Origin of the sequence: Variovorax glacialis, assembly GCF_051216375.1 — a bacterium.
GTDB lineage: Bacteria > Pseudomonadota > Gammaproteobacteria > Burkholderiales > Burkholderiaceae_C > Variovorax.
Window position 1 is genome coordinate 1 of the sequence record NZ_JBPJZT010000004.1, and the last position, 19,049, is coordinate 19,049.

A 19,049-nucleotide genomic window follows, 5' to 3' on the forward strand; every position below is an offset into this window, starting at 1 on the left:
CTGCCCGGAGGACAACTGCCGGCAGTTGCCGGCGCCGCCCTATACCGTCACGGCTCGATGGCCGGGACGGAGGAATTTACGTGTCGATAAGTGGGGGAGTTTGGGTGTCGTTCGGGGCTCGAGGCCGAGAACAACAAGCTCGAGAAGCTGTTGGCGGAGGCCCATTTGGACATCCACACGCTGAACACCGCCTTCGGGGTAAAGCGATAGCCCCACAGGCCAAGCGTGCCGCCATCGCCACCATGATCGAGCAATGCGATCTGAGCGAGCGGCGCGCATGCAGGCTTGTGGGGCTCTCCCGCGACAGCTACCGCAATCCACCCGAAGTCGATGCCATGACCCAGGAGCTCAGCAGCAAGATCGTCGAGATCGCGCATGTGCGCCGGCGTTTCGGCTATCGGCGCATCCACGACATGCTGCGCCCGCACTTCCCCGGCGTGAACCACAAGAAGGTCTACCGGCTCTACAGCGCCGCCAACCTGGCGGTGCGCAAGCGCAAGAAGGCCAAGCGGCCGGTCAACGATCGCGTGACGCTGCAACTGGCCAGCACGGTCAATGGGGTGTGGAGCATGGACTTCGCCGGCCGATACAGCCGCGATTCAAGTTCTTCGTCGGTGAGCGTCTGGGCCACCGCCCAGTCGATGCCTGCGGCACGGGCGAGCGAGACGTACTTGCCCGCGGCACTCTTGGAGATCTTCAGTGCGCGGCCGATCTCGTTGTAGCTGAGGTCTGCCTGCAGGTGCAGGCGCAATGTCTCTCGAATTCGGCGCATCGTGACTCTGTTCGTGGGCATCAGGCTTCACCGCAAAAAACGATGAGCTTGACGCCCGGTCAAAAGATCACTTGCACGCTCCCCAATCGTCCACGATCACGCTGAAACAGCGTCCACGATCAGTTTGAAATGCCGTCCACGATGGGCTGAAATACGCACAATCAATGGATCTGAAGCCAGGTGCCCGCATTTTGGAGATGGGATTTGGCTGGGGCAACACGACTGTGCAAATGGCGCTGTCCGGTTACCAGGTGACGGGCATCGACATCACACCCAACTACGTCGAACTCGTACGACGCCGGGCCGGGACCTTGGATCTAGACGTGGACGTGAATGTGGGCAATTTCTTCGACGTCGAGTCCGTCGAAAGCCAGTTCGATGCTGTGCTGTTCTTCGAGTCGTTTCACCACTGCGCAGACCATGTGCGGCTGCTCAAGGCAATACCCCGAGCACTCAAGGCAAGTGGCAAGCTGATCCTGGCTGGCGAGACCATCAACAACGCGTTGCCCTATCCATCGGGCATCAATCCCGATGGGCAGGCGATTTACTGCATCCGTAAATACGGATGGCTCGAATTGTCATTCCGCGAGGAGTACATCCTCGGCCTCTTGGACCATTTGGGTTGGAATGTGACGAAGCATGCCTTCCACCAAGCGGCGGGCATCACGTACGTGGCAGAGCGGCGGTAGCTTTCTACCACTTGTGCCCGCCCTCGAATGGAAACCGCTCCCACGTGTCAGATTTTTCGACCCGTGATGATTGGAGCGAACGAGAGAACATCGCTTCGTTCAGATCGTTCGAATGCGAATTGACTTGAGGCCGAGCCCCAAGACTCGACCATCCTCGTTGATCCCTGCAGCTTTGGGGGACAGAGGGCGTTCGTTGACGAGTTCGACCAGTAGTTTTCCGTCCTCGGATAACGACTCTGGGATTTCGATCTCGACGGACTTATCTCCGTTGATTTCAAACGCAAACCGAACACCGTCGACGAGGACTCTGGTGGCATCGTTCGACCCGATACGAGATGGAAGACTGCGAAGGTCGAGCTTCAGGAGGAGTTTCTTTCCCCGAATTTCGTCCGGCAGATCGAACTGCATGGCTCCGATCTTCCCGTTGCTCCAGACGCCCCAATCCTCTTGTGGCCACCACCCACTCTTGAGATAGAGGTCTGACGCCTGGTTAAAGCCGAAAGAGATCTCACCATTTGCTGGCAGTCGCATGAGGCATCGGGTGGGAACGATGGCGTATTCGCTGTTCTGCGCCTGGGGAACAGGGCATCTTTCTCGCAACTGCGTCGAGTTGTCGATCATTACGTACGCTTTTTTGGTGGTGTCAAACGTGCCATAGATGACGTTGAGTGCCTCCTCGTTGGAAGTCATCTTGAAAACCGCCAGATCGATCATATAGCGGGTGACCGGGTCAACCCCCTTCGCAATGACCAAGGTGTTGCCTGGCTTGAAATCACCGAACGAACTCTCTATTGCGCTCTGCGCAAAATTCAATGGCTTGATGACAGCCCGCATCGACATGGGATGTGCCAGAAAATACAGCACGAAGGTCGTTGCCATACCACATGCAGCAGTCGTCGCAAATTCATGCTTGCGTGCATGAAACGGACGAATCGCGGCCGCGATCAACCGTGAACCATTGAGCACTGTCAGTGGCACGAGAAAGAAGAAATGCTTTTTGATGGCATATATGGAGCCGTCGCCCCTGAGCCAGAAAAGCGCGAGTTGGGCCGACAGAAGCACGATCGACGAGATCAGTGCGGACACAAGCAGCGTGTCTATGTTGCCTCGAGAAGCCGGGTCGAGCTTGAAGAGCCGGTAGAGGGAGCCTAGAGCGACAGCGACACCCGCTACGAACAACAGGTAGGGGCTCACTCCAAAATTGAGTGAGCCATCGTTCAGCGACAGCACCTTCATGGCGCGGAGTGAGGGATGGAGCACCACGATGACCAATGCGCCGATACCGAATCCGATCAATATGATTGCCCGCCTGTGTCTGATCGATTTCGTATCGAGAGCCAGAAATGAGAATCGAAGTAGCAGGAATATCGAATAGGCCCCCATCAAGTTCAGCGTCGGCAGTGCGTGAAAGAACATCAGCACTACTGATGCAACCAGCATTGCCACCACCACTTCTGGAGCTTCTGGGTCGGCGGCCTTTGACAAATACGCCAGCAGCAGGAAATAAACCGAGGTTCCTACGAGTTGGGAATAGAAGAAGTTCCCAAAGATCTCGTACCCGGTCACGGCGGCGGTGAATCTGAGCAGAAGCATGCCTCCGAGGAATGCCGCCAGTCCGACATAGCCGCCGCTCGCCAATGCGATCCTGGACATCGCAAAGTAGGCAAGATAGATCGCAGCCATGCATATCATCCACATGGCGACATACGGAGCCGCTGTAAAGAATCCAACGGCCGCGGCCAGCCAGTGGGACCCTCTCGGATAGTTGGCCATGGCCGACATGGACGGATCGGTTGCGAGACGGCCGACGTCGTTTTTGGCCAGGAAGTCGATCAGCTGGAAGTGCGCTGCGACGTCAATGCTGCCCGAATAAACGTTTGCGCCAAACAGAAGAGCCAGCAAGGCAACTGCTGCAGCGTGAACCAGGAAATGTCGAAACTCAGGCAACCTGATCTCCCATCTTAAGAAGGTAGTGATGTCGGGATTGGGCGCGTCCCGACCAAAGCGTTGTTCCTCGCGTGCTGCCTTGAGACGTAGGCGAATAGTCTCAAGCTCGCGCGGTCCCCGCGAGGCGTTGCACCAGCCGGCCTGCCGCGTCGCGGCCTTCTCTGATGGCATAGTTGGTTCCGCGATCTTCCGGGTAGATCTGAGCCATCGTGGAGATCATCGCGTTGTCAAACGGCGTGGTCGAGCCGGGCACGTAGGTGGAATAGCCGCGCTCCGTGACAGGTTGCGCATACTCGGCGCGCCAAACTCGATACTCCAGGATCCACGATTCGTCGAACTCCGGAAACATCCGGCTGAGATGGTCCAGTGCAAACTCAAGATACTGCTCCTCCTTGAAGGACCACACAGGATCCTCGACGGCGAGATATCTCGACAGGAACGCGATTCGACTTCCGTTGTAGTTCTTGGGGTCGTCGAAGTTCGTGTGTTCGATCACCCCCACAAAAGGAAATCCCGGGTCATTGACGTTGGTCCAGTATGTGTCCGAGAGGCTTCGCTTGAGCCGCAAGACCAGACACATGTTGCCCAAGTATTTCACCCTGCGTAGTTTCTCTAGCCAAGCCTCGTCGGCTTTGCCCTGAAAAATGTCGGCGATGATGGGGAATGCCGGGGTAAACAAGAACTCCTTGCCCGCGACTTCGCCGGCGGGCGTCCTCACCGCACGAATTCGATCACCGTCGACTTCGAGCCCCGTCACATGCTGCCCCAAGCTCACCTCGCCGCCCAGGTTGCGAATGGCTGTCACCAGCGCTTCCGCCAATCTTCCAAACCCGCCTTTGAAGTAGGCAAGCTCTTCGCCGCCGGCCTTGTCGCGAGTGCTACCGCGCAACACGAGCTTTTTCCAGAACCAGACTGCGTTCACCGCCTCGGCGTAGATCGAGAACTTGGCGTTGATGAGCGGCTCCCAGACGATCTTGAACACCGTCTTGCCGCAAAGTGGCTCGAGCCACTCGCGAATGCTCAAATGCTCGATGGTGCGCCAATCCTTTACTCGTCGAACCTGAAGGACGAGCAACCCCAGTCGAATGCGATCAACAAACGGAAGTGCCTTGAAGCGCAGCAGGTCGAGCGGCGTGGAAAGTTTCCACATGCGCCCATTGAAGTACATCCCCGTGCGTGAGGGTAAGGTGATCACATCGCCATGCATTCCCAGTTCCTTGACGAGTTCGGGGACATGGACGTCATTGTTGAACCAATGGTGATAGAACTTCTCGAGCTTCACTCCGTCACTGAACTCGAAAGTCCCGGCCAATCCCCCGGGGGCGCCGTCAGCCTCTATCACTCGCACGGTCTTGCCGGCTTTGGCCAGGCAGTAGGCGGCGGTCAGGCCAGCAAAGCCTCCGCCGACAACTACAACGTCATACTGCTTCATGCTCGTTCTTCAATTGGTTGATGGGTCTGGTCGCGACGAAGACCTCTAAACATTTGTGGATTGCGCGCGATCGCGATCGCGCCAGCGAGCGTGGTGGGAGCCCACAGCCCGAGGTGCGACAGCACTGCAAAACTTGCGGCCTGTTCGCTGGTGCCGCCCAGGAGCGATATGCCCGCAAAGGCCGCCAAGTGAAATGGGCCAACATAGCCCGGCGATGACGGCACGAGGGTGGCCAAGGTGGCAATTGCCATGATGATCACCGCAGCAGAGGGCGTTGCGACCAGGCCGAAGCCCAGCAGCAGGTTGTAGAAGAGGCCCGCTTCTCCAAGCCATACCAGCAGTGACAGGCCAAGCAGCATCGCAAGAACACGAGGGCGCGTCATCGCGTCGAAGCCTTGAAGCAGCACCACGAGGGCCTTGATGGGTGGACGCGGGATGGCATGAAGGCGGCGGGCTATTGTTCCGCTCAGGGCGAACACCGCGACCAATGCCACGCTGCCGGCGATCGCCAGGGTGACGGCCGTGTCCTTGAGCCAGCCGGGCACTTCGAGTTGATGACTGAACGCAAGGCTCGCGGCTAGCCACACGAGCAGGGTCATCAGGTCCACTAGGCGCTCCATGATCAGGCTGCTCGTGGAGGTACTGCGTGACACACCCAGAGACGATGGAAACACGAGTGCCCGGACGATGTCGCCAAGCCGCAATGGCAGGACATTGTTGATGGCAATCGATCCCAGGAAAGGTGCGGCGCACTGTCGAAACTTCACCTGTGCCCCAGCCGCGTTGAGCATCCTGGTCCAGCGGAGGATACGAATGACGTACCCGAATGCTAGGCACAAGACTCCCAGCGCAAAGTAGCGCCATTCGAATCGAAGGAATGCCACCCTGACCTGATCGAGATCGACCTTGTGAAGAATGAAGGCGAGGCAGGCGATCGAGATTGCCATCCCGATCGCCATTGACGTCCATTTCCCATGACGGCGCGGCGTCGTCTCAACCATGCCAGACTCGCCAGCGAGCTTGGCCAGTCTCCCAGAGTTCCTCCAACTGGCGCTTGTCACGCAGCGTATCGCAAGGTTGCCAGAATCCTTGGTGCTCGAACGCGGCGAGTTGACCATTTCGTGCCAGGTTCTGAAGAGGCTCGCGTTCCCAGGAGCTGGAGTCTCCGTCGATGTAATCGATCACACCAGGCTCCAGCACGAAGAAGCCTCCGTTGATCCATCCGATCTCGTCACTCGGCTTTTCTTCGAAGGACCGGACATTGTCGGCTGCATCGACGTTAAGGACACCGAACCTGCCGGGTGGCTGAACCGCTGCTACCGTCGCCAGCTTGCCATGCTCGCGATGGAACTCGATCTCCTTGGAAATATCGATGTCCGCGAGTCCGTCACCATAGGTCAGGCAGAAAGTGGCATTGTCCAGGTAGGGTGCGACACGTTTGAGCCGACCGCCCGTCATCGTGTCGGCGCCCGTGTCTATCAACGTGACTCGCCAATCCTCGGCTTGGCTGTTCAGAACTCTGTGGGTGCCCTGCTTCAGATCGATCTCGAGGTCGGCCGTGTGGTTGTGATAGTTGAAGAAGAACTCCTTGATCGCATAGCCCTTGTAGCCAAGACAAATGACGAAGTCGTTTACACCGTGGTGCGCATACGTCTTCATGATGTGCCACAGCAACGGGCGTCCCCCCACTTCGACCATTGGTTTGGGGCGATGGTCGGATTCCTCCGCGATGCGCGTTCCGAGGCCGCCAGCCAGAATCACTGCTTTCATAGTTTCGAATCGTTCAAAGTTTGAGATCGGAGCGCGCGAAATTGAGGCTGTTTTCCACGATGGCAACAGGCTCCGCGCGCAGGATGAGATAGATCCGCAACAGATACTCGCCCACGATGCCGAGCAGCAGCGACTGCAGGCCGATCCCGAACAAGACCAGGATGTGGATGCTGGCCAAGCCGCGCGGGAGTTCGGGTTGCATGATCTTCAATACCGTGTAGTAGATCGCCCCGATAAAGCTGAACACCAGCATTCCGATACCGGCGATGGACGCCAGTCGCAAGGGCACCGTCGAGTGATTGAAGACTGCGGTCAGACCGAGCCGGATGAGACGAGAGACGCCGAACTTGCTTTGCCCCGCCGTGCGCGCCTCTCGCTCGTAGTCCACGCCGATCTGATTGAAGCCCAGACCCGCGATCATCCCACGCAGGTAGGGGCTCGCGGTCTTCATTTGCAGAAGCGCCTGGACAACTTTTCGGTCGATCAGCCGGAAGTCACCCGCATCTCGCGGGATCGAGTGGTCGCTGATGCGGTCGATCAGCCAGTACCCCAGCTTTCGAAATCCGTTGATCAAGGCATTCTCTTGCCGCTTGCGACGGACCCCGTAAACGACGTAGTAGCCGGCCTGCCAACGTTCGTAGAACACTTCCAGCAATTCGGGCGGGTCCTGCAAGTCTGCGTCGATCTGCATGATCGCGTCGCCGCGGGTGTGCATGTAGTTGGCAAGAATGGACCGCTGAAAACCGAAGTTCTTCGAGAAGCGGATAGCGCGTACCCGCGGATCCTTCTGCGCGAGTTCGGCAAGCTTGGACCACGTCGCGTCGTCGGAATGGTTGTCCGAGAAAACGAACTCCAGGTCGCAGCGATCGGACAAGCGTTCGGCCAATGCAGACAGTCGCGCGTACAACGCATCCAGATTGTCCTGTTCGTTGAGTACGGGGATCGACAGCGATATCAGGGGCCTGATGCGTGTCATGTTCTGTGTAACAGGCGTCATGCCTTCGGTTCCCGCAAAAGTCTGCTCAGGTAGTCGGCCATGTTGATGCGAACGTCTCGAAATACATGTCCTTCGAGAAGCGGCGTGCGCGAAAAGCGGATGCCGACCCTTTCGTTCTCCGGCATCGGAAGCGCGCCCACCTGCAGGAGCTCGGGCGCGCCGAGGATCCGGAATGTGCTCTCGGCAATCTCGGCCAGCGAGACGGCATCGCCGTGATTGAGCTCGACGATCCCGCGGGCATCCGAACCGGCGAGCGCAGCCACTGCTGGCCCCTCGTCGTCTATATGGTGATACTCCCGCAACTGCGTTCCCGGCGACATCCGAAATTGCGTGCGGTTGCGCAAGGCGTGCAACATCTGCCCGGTAAACATGAAGGAAGCGGGTAGTCCACCACCGTAGAGCGTGTGGATTCGCAGATGCATGGCAAGACTGTTCTTTTGCACCTGCCGCTCGACGAATTCGGCGAGCGCCACTTTGCTCGCTACATATCCTGAAGAAGGGAGTCTGTTCGTGACGGCTTCCATCACGGTGCCAAAGGTTACGACGCGTATTCCCAATGGCGCCATGGCCAGGATCACCTGCTGAGGAAGCAGGAAGTTGACGCGTTCGTGGTCCGCCGCTGATGCAGCCGGGTCTATGACGCCCGCCGCGACGAAGACGGCATCGACATTTTTTCCGTGCTCTTCGACATAGCGTGTGATTTCAGGAACGGCGTCGGGACGCCACCAGTCTTGGTAGACGCTCCTGTCCGGGGACTGCACGCCCGGCATTGCAAATTGCGAGCTGAGGGCGCCGCCCAAGCGGCCCTTGGCCCCAAGCAGAAGCTTCATGGCGTCGGGGCCAGCTCAGAGCGCAAGGCGTTGATCTGGCGAAGAGAGGATTCTCGGGCTTGAGTTGGATCGGAATAGTAATCCCGATACCACTGGGCTGTTTCGGCAATGACCCGCTCGGTATTCCATGGCGATTGCCAGCCCAAGTGAAGACGTGCCTTGCTGCTGTCCAGTGCAAGCGCGCGAGCCTCGGGTAGGGGATTGTCCAGATAGTCGACGTCCGGTCGTGCCCAGGCGTCGGACATCAGTTCCAGCACCTCGCGGACGGAATGCTCGCGCGAGTCCGACGGCCCGAGATTCCATGCCTGCGCGAACCTAGCCGGATCGTCTGAACTGAGCCCCGCCAACAACATGAGGTAGCCATGTACCAAGGCCAATACGTGTTGCCATGGTCGAGTGGCGTCCGGATATCGAAGGGTCAGCTTCGTGCCCCGAGTGACTGCGCGCACGAAATCCGGAATCAGGCGATCTTCGGACCAGTCACCGCCTCCAACGATGTTGCCACCCCTCGCAATGGCGATTGCCGGACCTTCCTCTTTCTGCCAGGGGTAGGACGCGGCGAAACTCTGGATCACGAACTCGGCCGCGGACTTCGAGGCGCTGTAGGGGTCTTTTCCGCCCAATGCATCGTCTTCACGGTACGGCCAGACCCATTCATTGTTCTTGTAGACCTTGTCGGTGGTCACGCAGAGCACGCCCCGGACGCCTTTGTCGTGCCTTGCCGCATCGAGGACGTGTGCCGTTCCCTGGGCATTGACCATGAAGGTGCGTGCAGGCTCCCGGTACGCGCGTCTCACCAGAGGCTGTGCGGCCAAGTGAAGGATCAACTCGGGACGATGCCGGTCGATCACATCGTGCACCACCCGGGGATCCGAAATGTCGCCGAAGGTGGAAGGGATGTCCGGCGCGAGACCAACGGCGTCAAAGAGCGCGGGTTGGGTCTCTGGAGGCAAGGCCAATCCGACAACGTCGCAACCGATCGTCTGCAACCAGAGGCAGGCCCAGCTGCCTGTGAAGCCGGTGTGGCCGGTTACGAGAATTCTCTTCGACTGCAAGGCCGTTTCGAAAGGCAGGCGGAGGTCGGGTAAGGAGAACTGCATTGTCAAGCAAGTTTAACTGCGCGGTCGAAGTGGCCGAACCTCGCGGCCCGGTCGGCGCCCGTGAATCGAAGTCCCTGTCGGAAAAATGAGCTACCGCTTCAGTTGCCAATGACCGCCGGCAAGGGGAGAAGGTCGAGTTCGACAAAATGATCGAGCATCTGGAAGTGGTCATCCGTGAACTGGCCTTCAAGCTCTGGCAGTTCGGAAATGGGCACCCACTCGACGGCCGCGGCGTCGTCGCCCGCGCGAACGAAGGGCAACGGCCGGTTGCCCAAGTCAAAGTGGTGGACGTTGGTCAACATCCTGCCACGACCGCTTCGGCCAGGACGATCGAAAAGCGCCGTGCTTTTCAAGCTTGCACGCAATGTCGTCGTGGGCAGGTCCAGATGAGTTTCTTCTTCGAGTTCGCGCAAGGCCGCTTCGCGTGCGGATTCGTGTGCTTCCATGAAACCGCCTGGCACCGCCAGAAGTCCCTTGCCTGGCGAGTGCCCGCGCCTGATCAGCAATGCGTGGTCCTGACAGCGAACCACGCAATCGACCGTGAACAGAATGGGGGGATAGGGCGTGCTTGCCCATGAAGCCCGGTAATCCTTGAGAAGTTGCCACTCCGTCCGAAGTTGGCCGATGACCGGCAGATCAACCCAATCGCGCAAGAAATCGACGGTGCCGCGCGGCAAATGATCATCTAGGTGTTCAAGAGCGGAGTCTGCGCTGAAGAGTGCATCGCGCGCCGCCGCCGCCGTGATCGAGGGTGCCCATTCCGCGTCGCGCCACTGCCAACCACTAAGCTCGCGGAAGTCATTGTGCATCTCGCCCTTGAGGCGACCAAGTAGCAGCCGGGAACCGCTTGCCCTCATCGCTGCATCGACGTCTCTTCCAACCGCCTCGATCCAGCGCGACTCGGCAAAGTGGTCCCGCACCGGTACGATTCGCAGGCGCGCGCGATCCTCTGTGGACAGCGACGATTCAATCATCTGCGCCCGCTCCCGCCACGTGAAAGGATGGATCGGAGAGCGTGCTTGTAGTGGCGAGGATATGACCACGACGCAGACAGGCGCCGCATTGAGCGCCTGGCGCAGGAGGGCCAAGTGTCCGTTGTGAAACGGCTGGAATCTGCCGATCAAAACGGAAGTGTCCTGATCAGCAAGGCTCTTGGCGTGTTGGGGGTTCATCGCATCTGGATGCGGCCTCGGTACTGAAGCTGGTACAAGTGCTCAGCGACACGCGACTGTAGCAACGCACCGCGTTCACATAGGCAACAAGCGTAGATTGCGCCAGCCCTGAACGCCATCAACGCGCACGGAGGGGACGCCACTGGAAACGTCAAATATCGCCGGACGTTCCATCTCCAATCGCCAGCCGGCAGCGACAAGAGCTTGGAAAAGCCGACCCTCGATGGGTTTTGTATGAGTGCCAATCAGCATGTAGGCCACCTTCTCATCGAGAACCGGTAGGCAGCCATCGATCAAGTCGGCCTCCCCACCCTGGATATCGATGTGAAGCAGATCAATGCGTTGATGCGGCTCCGCCAGCTTGTCGAGAGAGACCATCGGCAACTCGTCGTACTTTCCTGTGGCAACGGCATCGGCGCGCTGCTGGTCGGTCGCCGCCAACACGGCCTCTAGACCCCAGTTCACCCCGGCCAGATCCTGCTTGGGAAACAAGGCAACTCCAGACTTCGCCGCTGCGATGCCGCGATGGAGCGTTATCTGATCGTCGACAAATCCGTTTGTGGCCAGCGACTCGCGCGCAAATTCCACGTGTCCCTCATCGCCCTCCACGCCGATGACGTGAACCTTTCGACCAGCCCTGCGGGCGGCCGCGCCGGTATTGTTCATCCAACAACCCCAGCCGCAGCCGAGTTCGATCATCGTGAATGTGTCGACCGAGAGGTCGATCGCCCGCAATGCGACACCCCATTCAGCGATGTCCGCGTGCCAGTTGGCCGGAATCGGGATGCCTTCGACCTCGCCCGCGCGCTCGTTCAGAATTCCAGGGAAAAACTTCGGATCGATCTTCACGCCTAGAAAGTTGGTCAGGAACCCTGGAGTCGGGCTCAGCCCCTGTACCGCATAGCGATGCATGAGCTCGATCGCATCGAAAGTGGTGCTGTAGTGGAAAAAGACACTCTGCGCCGCTTTAGCACGCTCTTCAGCTTCTTGCAAGCGTCGGATTAACTCGTCGTTCTGGTCCCGTAGAAGATTCCTGTGTTGATAGAGCCTTCTGATCGGTGCATATTGAAGTGCGGCATCGCGTATCAAGGACATGAGTAACTCCTAGCGCCTGTTTCGTCATCAGTCTTCTCAGAAGGGCGTTGAGATGTTCGACATGCCGCTGCTCAGAACGAATGGCCAGTAGTGTTCCGACGAAGGTCTGCCTCGACCATCATCGCGCACAGTTGTTCCAGCGTGGTCGTCGGCTCCCAACCCAACTTTTCCTTGGCGCGCGCGGGATTTCCGATCAACAGGTCGACCTCCGACGGTCGATAGTACTTCGGATTGACCCGAACCAATGTCTTGCCCGTCTTGTTATCGATCGCCACTTCGTCTTGCTCGCGTCCCTCGAAGCGAATGTCATAACCGGCTGCCTTGAACGCCATGAGGACGAATTCGCGCACGGTTTCGGTACGGTTCGTGGCGAGCACGTAGCTGTCTGGCTCCTTGGCTTGCAGCATCCGCCACATACCCTCAACGTATTCCTTGGCGAATCCCCAATCGCGCTTGGCGCCCATGTTCCCAAGCTCAAGTACATCGAGCTTCCCGAGCTTGATCTTGGCGACGGAGTCAGTGATTTTGCGCGTAACAAACTCGCGGCCGCGCAGCGGGCTTTCATGATTGAACAGAATGCCGCTGCAGCCGAAGATGTCGTAGCTCTCACGGTAGTTGATCGTCATCCAGTGAGCGAAGAGCTTGGCGACGCCGTACGGGCTGCGCGGATAAAACGGCGTATCTTCGACTTGGGGAATCGCCTGCACCTTGCCGAACATTTCGGATGTGGAGGCTTGGTAGAAGCGAATTTTGCGATTCGTCATCCGAATCGCCTCAAGGAGATGCAGTGCGCCCATCCCGGTGATCTGCGCGGTCGCGTCGGGCTGGTTAAAGCTCACGCCGACAAAACTTTGAGCGGCCAAGTTGTAGACCTCATCTGGATCGGTCTCGCGAATTAGACCCAGTGAGCTTCCAAGATCGGTCAGATCGTATTCGACGAGGTGAAGGTGGGGATGGTCCTGGATGCCAAGTTCCTCTATTCGCCAAAAATTCACCGAACTCGTCCTTCGATACGTTCCGAAGACATCATAGCCCTTTTCCAGTAACAGCTCCGCCAAATAGGCCCCGTCTTGCCCGGTGATTCCTGTTACAACAGCGCGTTTTTTCATCTTGTTTTCCCTGGTTGGTGATCGAGATGTGTAAATATATCGTCGGCTAAAGTTAACCGAATCAGATAATCTCGATTTCCGGAAACGGGAATATAAATTTCCCGCCATTTGCAAGATATTCCTTCTCTCGGCGGAGGATTCCGTCTTTGAAATGCCATGGCAGGACAAGGAAATAGTCAGGATTCATCGCTCGCGCTTCTATCTCGGAAATGATAGGTATATGAGTTCCCGGAGTGACGCGACCAAATTTTTCTTGATTCACTTCTGCGATGGCGGGGATTTCGGCGGTCGTGAGTCCGCAAAATTGCAACATCACATTACCCTTGGTTGATGCCCCGTAGCCGAGAATCTTCTTTCCATCCGCAACCAAGGCGCGGATAAGTCTACCCAGATCATCACGATGTCGAAAAACCCGTTCCTCGAAGTCGCGGTACGGACGAGGGGATGACAACCCCATCCGATCCTCCTGGTCGAGAAGCCAATCAATCACGGCCTTGTTGGCTTTGAGCGAAGTATTAATTTTCTTGGCTGCAGTCACCGCAAAACTACCACCATTAATATTGTTCATTACAACATCGACGAGCCTCAGATTTGCTGCATCGAGGATTTTCTGAACTACGCTCAGTGAATAGTATTCAATGTGCTCATGGCAAATGGTGTCATAGGAATTAAGGCGAAGCATTGAAGGCATATAGCTCTGCTCGAAATGCCAGACACCATCATCAGCAAGCACCTGTTCAATCTCCTGCGCAAATTTGATGGGGCTTTCAAGATCGTAGAACATCGCAATCGATGTGACGATCTTTGCGGCCTTGTCGGTCAGTGATCGGTAGGCCGAAGCACTGAAGAAGTCCGGCACAAACCGAATCTCGGGAGGATAGTAGCTGGCGAATTTTCGTGCGGTCGGATCAATACCCAAACGAGTCAGCCCCCTAACACTATAAGCTTTTAACGTTGTGCAATCGTTGCTCCCAATGTCGAGGACCGTATCACCTGATTTCGGTTGAACAAGTCGCTCAAGATAGGCGATTTTGTGAGTTAGGTGGTCGACCATCGATTGATTGAGGCCGGAACGATAACCGTAGTTGTCGCCGTACATCTCCGAGGATTCGTACGAATGTTTCAATTGAAGCAAGCCGCTACTGGGACTCCATACGAGTTCAAGGGGGCCCACCGTTACCGGCTCTGATGCACTCGCCGGGAATACGCCGGTAAGCGCCTGGTGGCCGAGATTCAGAACACTTACGAGGTCCTCGGCGCCGCCGACACGGCACTTGTCAATGGCATGGTAAGAAGTCAAAAGCTATCCCCTTTTAATGAGTTACGGTGATTTGTGGAAATACGGAGGAGGGTGCAAGCTTTGCGGCGTGGTGCCCCTGCGCGTGAGCAGTCTCATAAATGGCAAGCAGGCGGGGCTGAATTTCCTTGAACTCCTGCAGATGCTTGAATCTCCAGACGAGTCGTTCGACTTGAAAGAAAGAAGCATTATCAAGCGGATCGTCTTGGTAGATCTGCCGAAAGAAATGCTCAATGCTTCCGATCGTATGGCTGCGCCATCGGTCGACTTCAAGGGGATCTGCGCCATTTTTCTCCGCAAGATCATAGAATTCGGGGACCCGCTCGAGAATCCAGAGTGGTGCGTATCTCATCCATGAGACGTTCATGTTCACCACGATCTGAGGTGCGCCAATCCAGACGCCCGGTTCATCCATCATGTGGCTGAGGACGTAATGTGTCGTCGGGATAGCGGTCTTCATTGACGAGAATGGTCGGCCGGATGTATCTTGCGAATAGGCATTGATGGCATGATCGCGGCGCAGAACTAACGTGTATATAGCGGTGAAGAAATTTTCGTTTCGCGCACAGATCGTTCGAATGGGCCCGGAAATGTCGGGTTCACTCGGAACTATGGGGGTTGCAGCGTCGAAGAATGCCCCGAAGTCTGTGATTGTTCTCGCGTCCTCGATGCGCGTGAATGAGTAGTTGAGGTAAATCAGTGCCGCTTCATTGTTGGAGTCCAGTGCATTCATAACGCGCGCAATCGAGCCAGGCAAGAGCAGATCATCGTCCCCTATGATCCAGACGTATTCACCCCGCGCATGATGTGCTGTTTCGCGCAAGTTGCCGAGCATGCCTACATTGACAGAATTGCAGTGATAAGAGAAATCTGCGCGTTGCAAATAGGGCTTGATCACCTCCGAAGTGTTATCGGTTGATGCGTTGTCGCAAACTAGCAGTTCCACTCCGGGAAAAGGCTCAGGGCATTGAGAAGACCAATTGACAAGACTTCTTGCCAGCCATTCACTTCGGTTGTAAGTGCTGATGCAAATCGATAGCCTTGGCCTCCTACCGAGATTCATTTTTGCTACTCGACGCTCGATTTCAATCTTTGAAACAGGAAAATCGTTGCCGGCTTGCCTTGGCGATGCTTTTGCAATGTGCAGAGAGACCTCTAGTGCATAGTCGCTCCAAGATTTGAATTCCAAGTTCGTCGCCTCCTGGGTCAGAGTGTCGAGCGCCTTGTTTTCGCTGAGCGTGAGGATAGCATCGGCGAGAGCATCAGAGTCGCGGACATCGATAGTGAGGCAGCCCCCCTGATTGGCAACTTCATACATGGCACCAAAATTCGCGCAAATACATGGTTTACCGCACCAAAGGCTTTCAAGAATAGGCAGGCCGAAGCCTTCCTCGATTGAGGGATAAGCCGTTAGATCGCAAAGTTCGTAGAGTTCCTGGAGACGTTCATCGTCGGCATTCATCTCCCAAGAGATGTTGGGATTGGCATTGACGAGGCCATTGACTGAGTCTGTGAGTTCCGCGACGCAGTCACGGCCTGCGATTATCAATCGAAGTTCACGCTTGGTACGGGCCTGAGCAGATAAAAATGCGTGGATAAGAATTAGATGGTTTTTACGCGGTTCTACTGTGCCCACACACAGAATCGTTATCGGCACATCGCTGGCTCTTGGCGCGAACGTCGTCGCCCGAGGGCGTTCGATAAATTCGCCCGGTAGAGAGACCGTTTTAATATAAGAATCCAGGCTTCGCGGTCGATCCAATGTCGAGCCCAAGAAGTGAATCAAATCGCCCCGACTGAATTCGGAGATCGGAAGCACGAGGTCGTACTCGGCAAGGGTGCTCATATATTCATGATGCGCCGTCGCAAAACTCTCAGGGTAGTCTCGACGTAATTTCCACGGAATGGCATCATAAAATATCGCCGCAGACCTCAAATTCAATGATTTGGCGAAACTCAAGAATTGCCTCTGCTCTGTCGTGGAAAGATTGAGCGGAAGTTCTGGCATCAGAAACCAACTATTGTGAGGTGCGGGAGTTTTCAGTGCTGTCCATTGTTCTGGGGCAGGGCCGCTCCATTGAGAGAGATATTTTTTCTCGTCGTAGCTTATTTCTGAGAAGACGCCGGTGATCTTGTCCCATCTAATTGGGGTGAGTCGAAATCCCAAATTCAGGAGACCTCGGGCCAACTGCCTCCCGACCCTTTGGATGCCGGTATTTTTTGGAAAGCCGATTGTGGAGTCCACCCAGTAGTAGATGGTGCCCAATGACTCGTGCACATCAACTTCCCGGTTGATTCTCGACCGGATGACTTCCGTGTAGTCGTTCCAGGTCGCGATCGGGCGCTTGGTTGCAGAAGCAGACAAGCTCGCGCGCAGGTCGACATCCGAGATCAATCGGGTAAGGGCATCCTGGAAGGCGTTCGCATCCCTCACGTCTATTGTCAAACACCCGCCATCTCGGGCCACCTCAGCCATGGCCCCGAAGTTTGCGCAAAGACATGGCTTTCCGTACCACAAACTTTCGAGGATGGGCAATCCAAATCCCTCCTCAATCGACGGAAAGACGCTGAACGAGCAGCGTCCGTACAAATCGTCAAGCTCTTCATCGGTCACATGGCCGCGATAGCTGATTGCAGGATCACATTCAACTGCGGCGTTGATTTCTGCCGCGACCAGTGGGTGGAGATTTCCGACAAGAACTAGCCTCCACGGACTATTGGGCTGCTCGGTACGGTGGGCCTGAAATGCCCGGACGAGCGCCACCTGATTCTTGCGTGGCTCGATCGAACCAACGCTGATAATCAACGTATCGCCGTCGGCTGGAAGGGTGACACGTTGACGCAGTGTGGATTCACCGGGAAGCGAAAAGGTCGTCACTTCGGGAATGGTGCTGGATGTCGCGAGTTCGCTTTTGGACCAGTAAGCCAGAAGATCTTCTCGTGCCCATTCGGATATGGGCCAGACAACATCAGCCAACCTGAGATGCTGCATGTACTCCCGATGACGGGGAACAGTATCTCGCAACTCAGGTCGGCGCAGTGGGATTGCATCGTAAAAGACAAAGCCACTCGCCAGTCCTGCACGACGAGCCCAGCCGATCAGATCAAGTGTGACCGGCGCGGAATGGGGGGTCAGATGTGTGACTTCGGGAACTACAAGCCAGTTGTTGGCGCCAGGCCGATGGAAGGGCACCGGAACGGCGGCTATGGCTGCTGGCTGATAGAGTTCGAGATCCAGTTTGGTAACCGCAGGACCATTCCAGTGACTGAGATATTCGCGGTCTTCTCTGCTGATCAGAATGCACTGCTTGCTGCCCGGGTCCCATTTGACGAATCGCACTCGTTCATCAGTTTGAGCCAGACCGGCGGCCAAGCCGCGAACAACTCTTTGAACCCCGGTATTGGTTGCGCAAGATATCGTGTGGTCAACGAACAAATAGATTGTGCGCTTGCCGACGCCCAGCGGGGTGGCGAAGACGTCAGGATCTGCTGTGGCACCCGTGTGCTGAGGCCCTGCTTCATAACTGTCGAGCGCACTTGGCGTAGGTGGCGCTTTTAGCACAGGGGTGGGTCGCGCGGGCGGCATTGCACGCTGGTTGCGCTCCCGGATAAACCGACGTCTCGCCGGCAGCTTCCACGGCGTCACGGCCCAATAGAGCGCCTTGAGCCCGCGACGTGCTTGTCTGCGCACGCCTGCAGGCAGCACGGTATACAGGCTTCGAAAGGGGCGCGTGATGCGCCAAGACAGGCTTCCTAATTGTGCTTGTAGTTGAGCGTTTGACGCATTTAGTTGAGCGTTTGACGCATCTATTTGAGCGCTTGACGCATCTATTTGAGCGTGCAGGGCATTCAACTGAGCGTTCAAGGCCTCGCCATGGTCGCGTGCTTCCTTGAGTTGCCGCTGGGTATTCTCGAGTTCTTGATCAAACACGCGTCGCCCGTCGGCTGCTTGGACTGAAAATTCGGAAAGTGTTTGCCACGCACTGTCCTCGACATTTTCAAGCCTGTCGATGGTCAGTTGCAATTCTTGCCGAGTCTTCTCATTTTCGTCGAGTGCTTGAATCAAAGCATCATTCTTTATTTTGAGTTTTTCTTCGTATTTCTCGACAATTCCGCGGGACCATTCCGAACTGTTTTCACCACTGAGTCGTACATAATCGAAAATGTTCGGCGGGGTGGAAAAAGACGCAAGGAGCGACGAGTGTTCGTTTGCGACATAGAAGCGATTCAAACCATCGAAATAGGCGAAGGTGTACCCGCCGTCGAGGACGAGTTGTTCCCACGCATGGTGATCAAGTGTCCGAGAAAGCGGCTCGGTTGCCTCGATGATCATGATCCACGGCCTCAGTACCGAACTGTCCCAGCCCTTCAAGACGTCGTGCTCGAACCCTTCGACGTCAATCTTCAACCAATGGACGTCTCGTCCCTGTAGATGCCTGAACGCCGATTTGAGTGTCAAGACTGGAACGATAGTTTTTTGCGCTGAGAACCCGTGGGTGCCTAAATGGCTGGTTGCATGGCGTTCGACCGCAGTGCTAAGGCCTGTGCCCGCGATGATGTTCAAGGTCAGTGTTCCGTCCGCGCTCCCCAACGCAACTTGGAGGACCGATTCATCGGGGCGTTGCTGACGCAGCAAGTTCGCATACTCAGGGACAGGTTCCACGTGAATACCACGCCACCCCCTGTCGTAAAAAGCCTTGCTGACGGAATCGACGACTGGGTGCTGCGCACCGACATCTATATAGCAGCCATTTGGAATGTGCTGGAGAGCACGCCACAGCATGACATCTTCGAAATTCTGTGCGTAGGATGTGAAAGTCATCGGCTTTGATTGCCCGC

The 19,049-nt window shown here is 56.6% G+C and carries 13 protein-coding genes and 1 pseudogene; 2 read left to right on the top strand and 12 right to left on the bottom strand.

The window, feature by feature from the left end:
* Positions 1 to 117: 117 nt before the first annotated feature.
* A pseudogene (locus tag ACSFBL_RS11635) lies at positions 118 to 578 on the top strand (IS3 family transposase); the annotation flags it as partial.
* A gap of 358 nt (positions 579 to 936) precedes the next feature.
* Complete coding sequence (locus ACSFBL_RS11640) at positions 937 to 1,461, top strand: class I SAM-dependent methyltransferase (RefSeq protein WP_435515943.1); 525 nt, start codon at positions 937 to 939, stop codon at positions 1,459 to 1,461.
* A 99-nt stretch (positions 1,462 to 1,560) separates the two neighbouring features.
* Here ACSFBL_RS11640 and ACSFBL_RS11645 read toward each other — a convergent pair whose 3' ends face one another.
* The 12 genes from ACSFBL_RS11645 to ACSFBL_RS11700 form a co-directional block, all read right to left on the bottom strand.
* Entirely contained in the window at positions 1,561 to 3,579 is a 2,019-nt protein-coding gene (locus tag ACSFBL_RS11645) for a hypothetical protein (RefSeq protein ID WP_435515944.1), read from the bottom strand.
* Complete coding sequence (locus ACSFBL_RS11650) at positions 3,509 to 4,840, bottom strand: NAD(P)/FAD-dependent oxidoreductase (RefSeq protein WP_435515945.1); 1,332 nt, start codon at positions 4,838 to 4,840, stop codon at positions 3,509 to 3,511. The genes ACSFBL_RS11645 and ACSFBL_RS11650 overlap by 71 nt, the downstream gene beginning before the upstream one ends.
* On the bottom strand, positions 4,837 to 5,841 hold the full coding sequence (locus ACSFBL_RS11655; RefSeq protein WP_435515946.1) for a lysylphosphatidylglycerol synthase transmembrane domain-containing protein: 1,005 nt from the start codon (positions 5,839 to 5,841) through the stop codon (positions 4,837 to 4,839). The genes ACSFBL_RS11650 and ACSFBL_RS11655 overlap by 4 nt, the downstream gene beginning before the upstream one ends.
* Positions 5,834 to 6,610 (bottom strand): glucose-1-phosphate cytidylyltransferase, encoded by a 777-nt coding sequence (gene rfbF / locus ACSFBL_RS11660; protein WP_435515947.1) that lies wholly within the window; start codon positions 6,608 to 6,610, stop codon positions 5,834 to 5,836. Before rfbF ends, ACSFBL_RS11655 begins: the two co-directional genes overlap by 8 nt.
* Positions 6,611 to 6,623: 13 nt before the next feature.
* The gene (locus ACSFBL_RS11665; RefSeq protein WP_435515948.1) at positions 6,624 to 7,607 is read right to left on the bottom strand and encodes a glycosyltransferase family 2 protein; all 984 of its coding nucleotides are present in this window, start codon (positions 7,605 to 7,607) and stop codon (positions 6,624 to 6,626) included.
* Complete coding sequence (locus ACSFBL_RS11670) at positions 7,604 to 8,437, bottom strand: NAD-dependent epimerase/dehydratase family protein (RefSeq protein ID WP_435515949.1); 834 nt, start codon at positions 8,435 to 8,437, stop codon at positions 7,604 to 7,606. Before ACSFBL_RS11670 ends, ACSFBL_RS11665 begins: the two co-directional genes overlap by 4 nt.
* Complete coding sequence (gene rfbG, locus ACSFBL_RS11675) at positions 8,434 to 9,492, bottom strand: CDP-glucose 4,6-dehydratase (protein WP_435515950.1); 1,059 nt, start codon at positions 9,490 to 9,492, stop codon at positions 8,434 to 8,436. The genes ACSFBL_RS11670 and rfbG overlap by 4 nt, the downstream gene beginning before the upstream one ends.
* 143 nt (positions 9,493 to 9,635) lie before the next feature.
* Entirely contained in the window at positions 9,636 to 10,709 is a 1,074-nt protein-coding gene (locus ACSFBL_RS11680; RefSeq protein WP_435515951.1) for an NUDIX domain-containing protein, read from the bottom strand.
* Between the two features lie 75 nt (positions 10,710 to 10,784).
* A complete protein-coding gene (locus tag ACSFBL_RS11685; protein ID WP_435515952.1) occupies positions 10,785 to 11,804 on the bottom strand; it encodes an FkbM family methyltransferase in 1,020 nt (339 codons plus the stop codon).
* A gap of 71 nt (positions 11,805 to 11,875) precedes the next feature.
* The gene (gmd, locus tag ACSFBL_RS11690; RefSeq protein ID WP_435515953.1) at positions 11,876 to 12,913 is read right to left on the bottom strand and encodes a GDP-mannose 4,6-dehydratase; all 1,038 of its coding nucleotides are present in this window, start codon (positions 12,911 to 12,913) and stop codon (positions 11,876 to 11,878) included.
* Positions 12,914 to 12,974: 61 nt separating this feature from the next.
* On the bottom strand, positions 12,975 to 14,213 hold the full coding sequence (locus tag ACSFBL_RS11695) for a class I SAM-dependent methyltransferase (RefSeq protein WP_435515954.1): 1,239 nt from the start codon (positions 14,211 to 14,213) through the stop codon (positions 12,975 to 12,977).
* A gap of 13 nt (positions 14,214 to 14,226) precedes the next feature.
* Positions 14,227 to 19,032: an FkbM family methyltransferase gene (locus ACSFBL_RS11700; RefSeq protein WP_435515955.1), complete on the bottom strand. Its 4,806-nt coding sequence runs from the start codon at positions 19,030 to 19,032 to the stop codon at positions 14,227 to 14,229.
* Between the last annotated feature and the right edge of the window lie 17 nt (positions 19,033 to 19,049).

Bases quoted from the DNA above. Each gene is read 5' to 3' on its own strand.
- ACSFBL_RS11640 (WP_435515943.1), top strand. From the start codon at position 937: ATGGATCTGAAGCCAGGTGCCCGCATTTTGGAGATGGGATTTGGCTGG.
- ACSFBL_RS11680 (WP_435515951.1), bottom strand. From the start codon at position 10,709: ATGAACCCCCAACACGCCAAGAGCCTTGCTGATCAGGACACTTCCGTT.
- ACSFBL_RS11700 (WP_435515955.1), bottom strand. From the start codon at position 19,032: ATGACTTTCACATCCTACGCACAGAATTTCGAAGATGTCATGCTGTGG.
- ACSFBL_RS11665 (WP_435515948.1), bottom strand. From the start codon at position 7,607: ATGACGCCTGTTACACAGAACATGACACGCATCAGGCCCCTGATATCG.
- gmd (WP_435515953.1), bottom strand. From the start codon at position 12,913: ATGAAAAAACGCGCTGTTGTAACAGGAATCACCGGGCAAGACGGGGCC.
- ACSFBL_RS11645 (WP_435515944.1), bottom strand. From the start codon at position 3,579: ATGCCATCAGAGAAGGCCGCGACGCGGCAGGCCGGCTGGTGCAACGCC.
- ACSFBL_RS11670 (WP_435515949.1), bottom strand. From the start codon at position 8,437: ATGAAGCTTCTGCTTGGGGCCAAGGGCCGCTTGGGCGGCGCCCTCAGC.
- ACSFBL_RS11655 (WP_435515946.1), bottom strand. From the start codon at position 5,841: ATGGTTGAGACGACGCCGCGCCGTCATGGGAAATGGACGTCAATGGCG.
- ACSFBL_RS11685 (WP_435515952.1), bottom strand. From the start codon at position 11,804: ATGTCCTTGATACGCGATGCCGCACTTCAATATGCACCGATCAGAAGG.
- rfbF (WP_435515947.1), bottom strand. From the start codon at position 6,610: ATGAAAGCAGTGATTCTGGCTGGCGGCCTCGGAACGCGCATCGCGGAG.
- ACSFBL_RS11650 (WP_435515945.1), bottom strand. From the start codon at position 4,840: ATGAAGCAGTATGACGTTGTAGTTGTCGGCGGAGGCTTTGCTGGCCTG.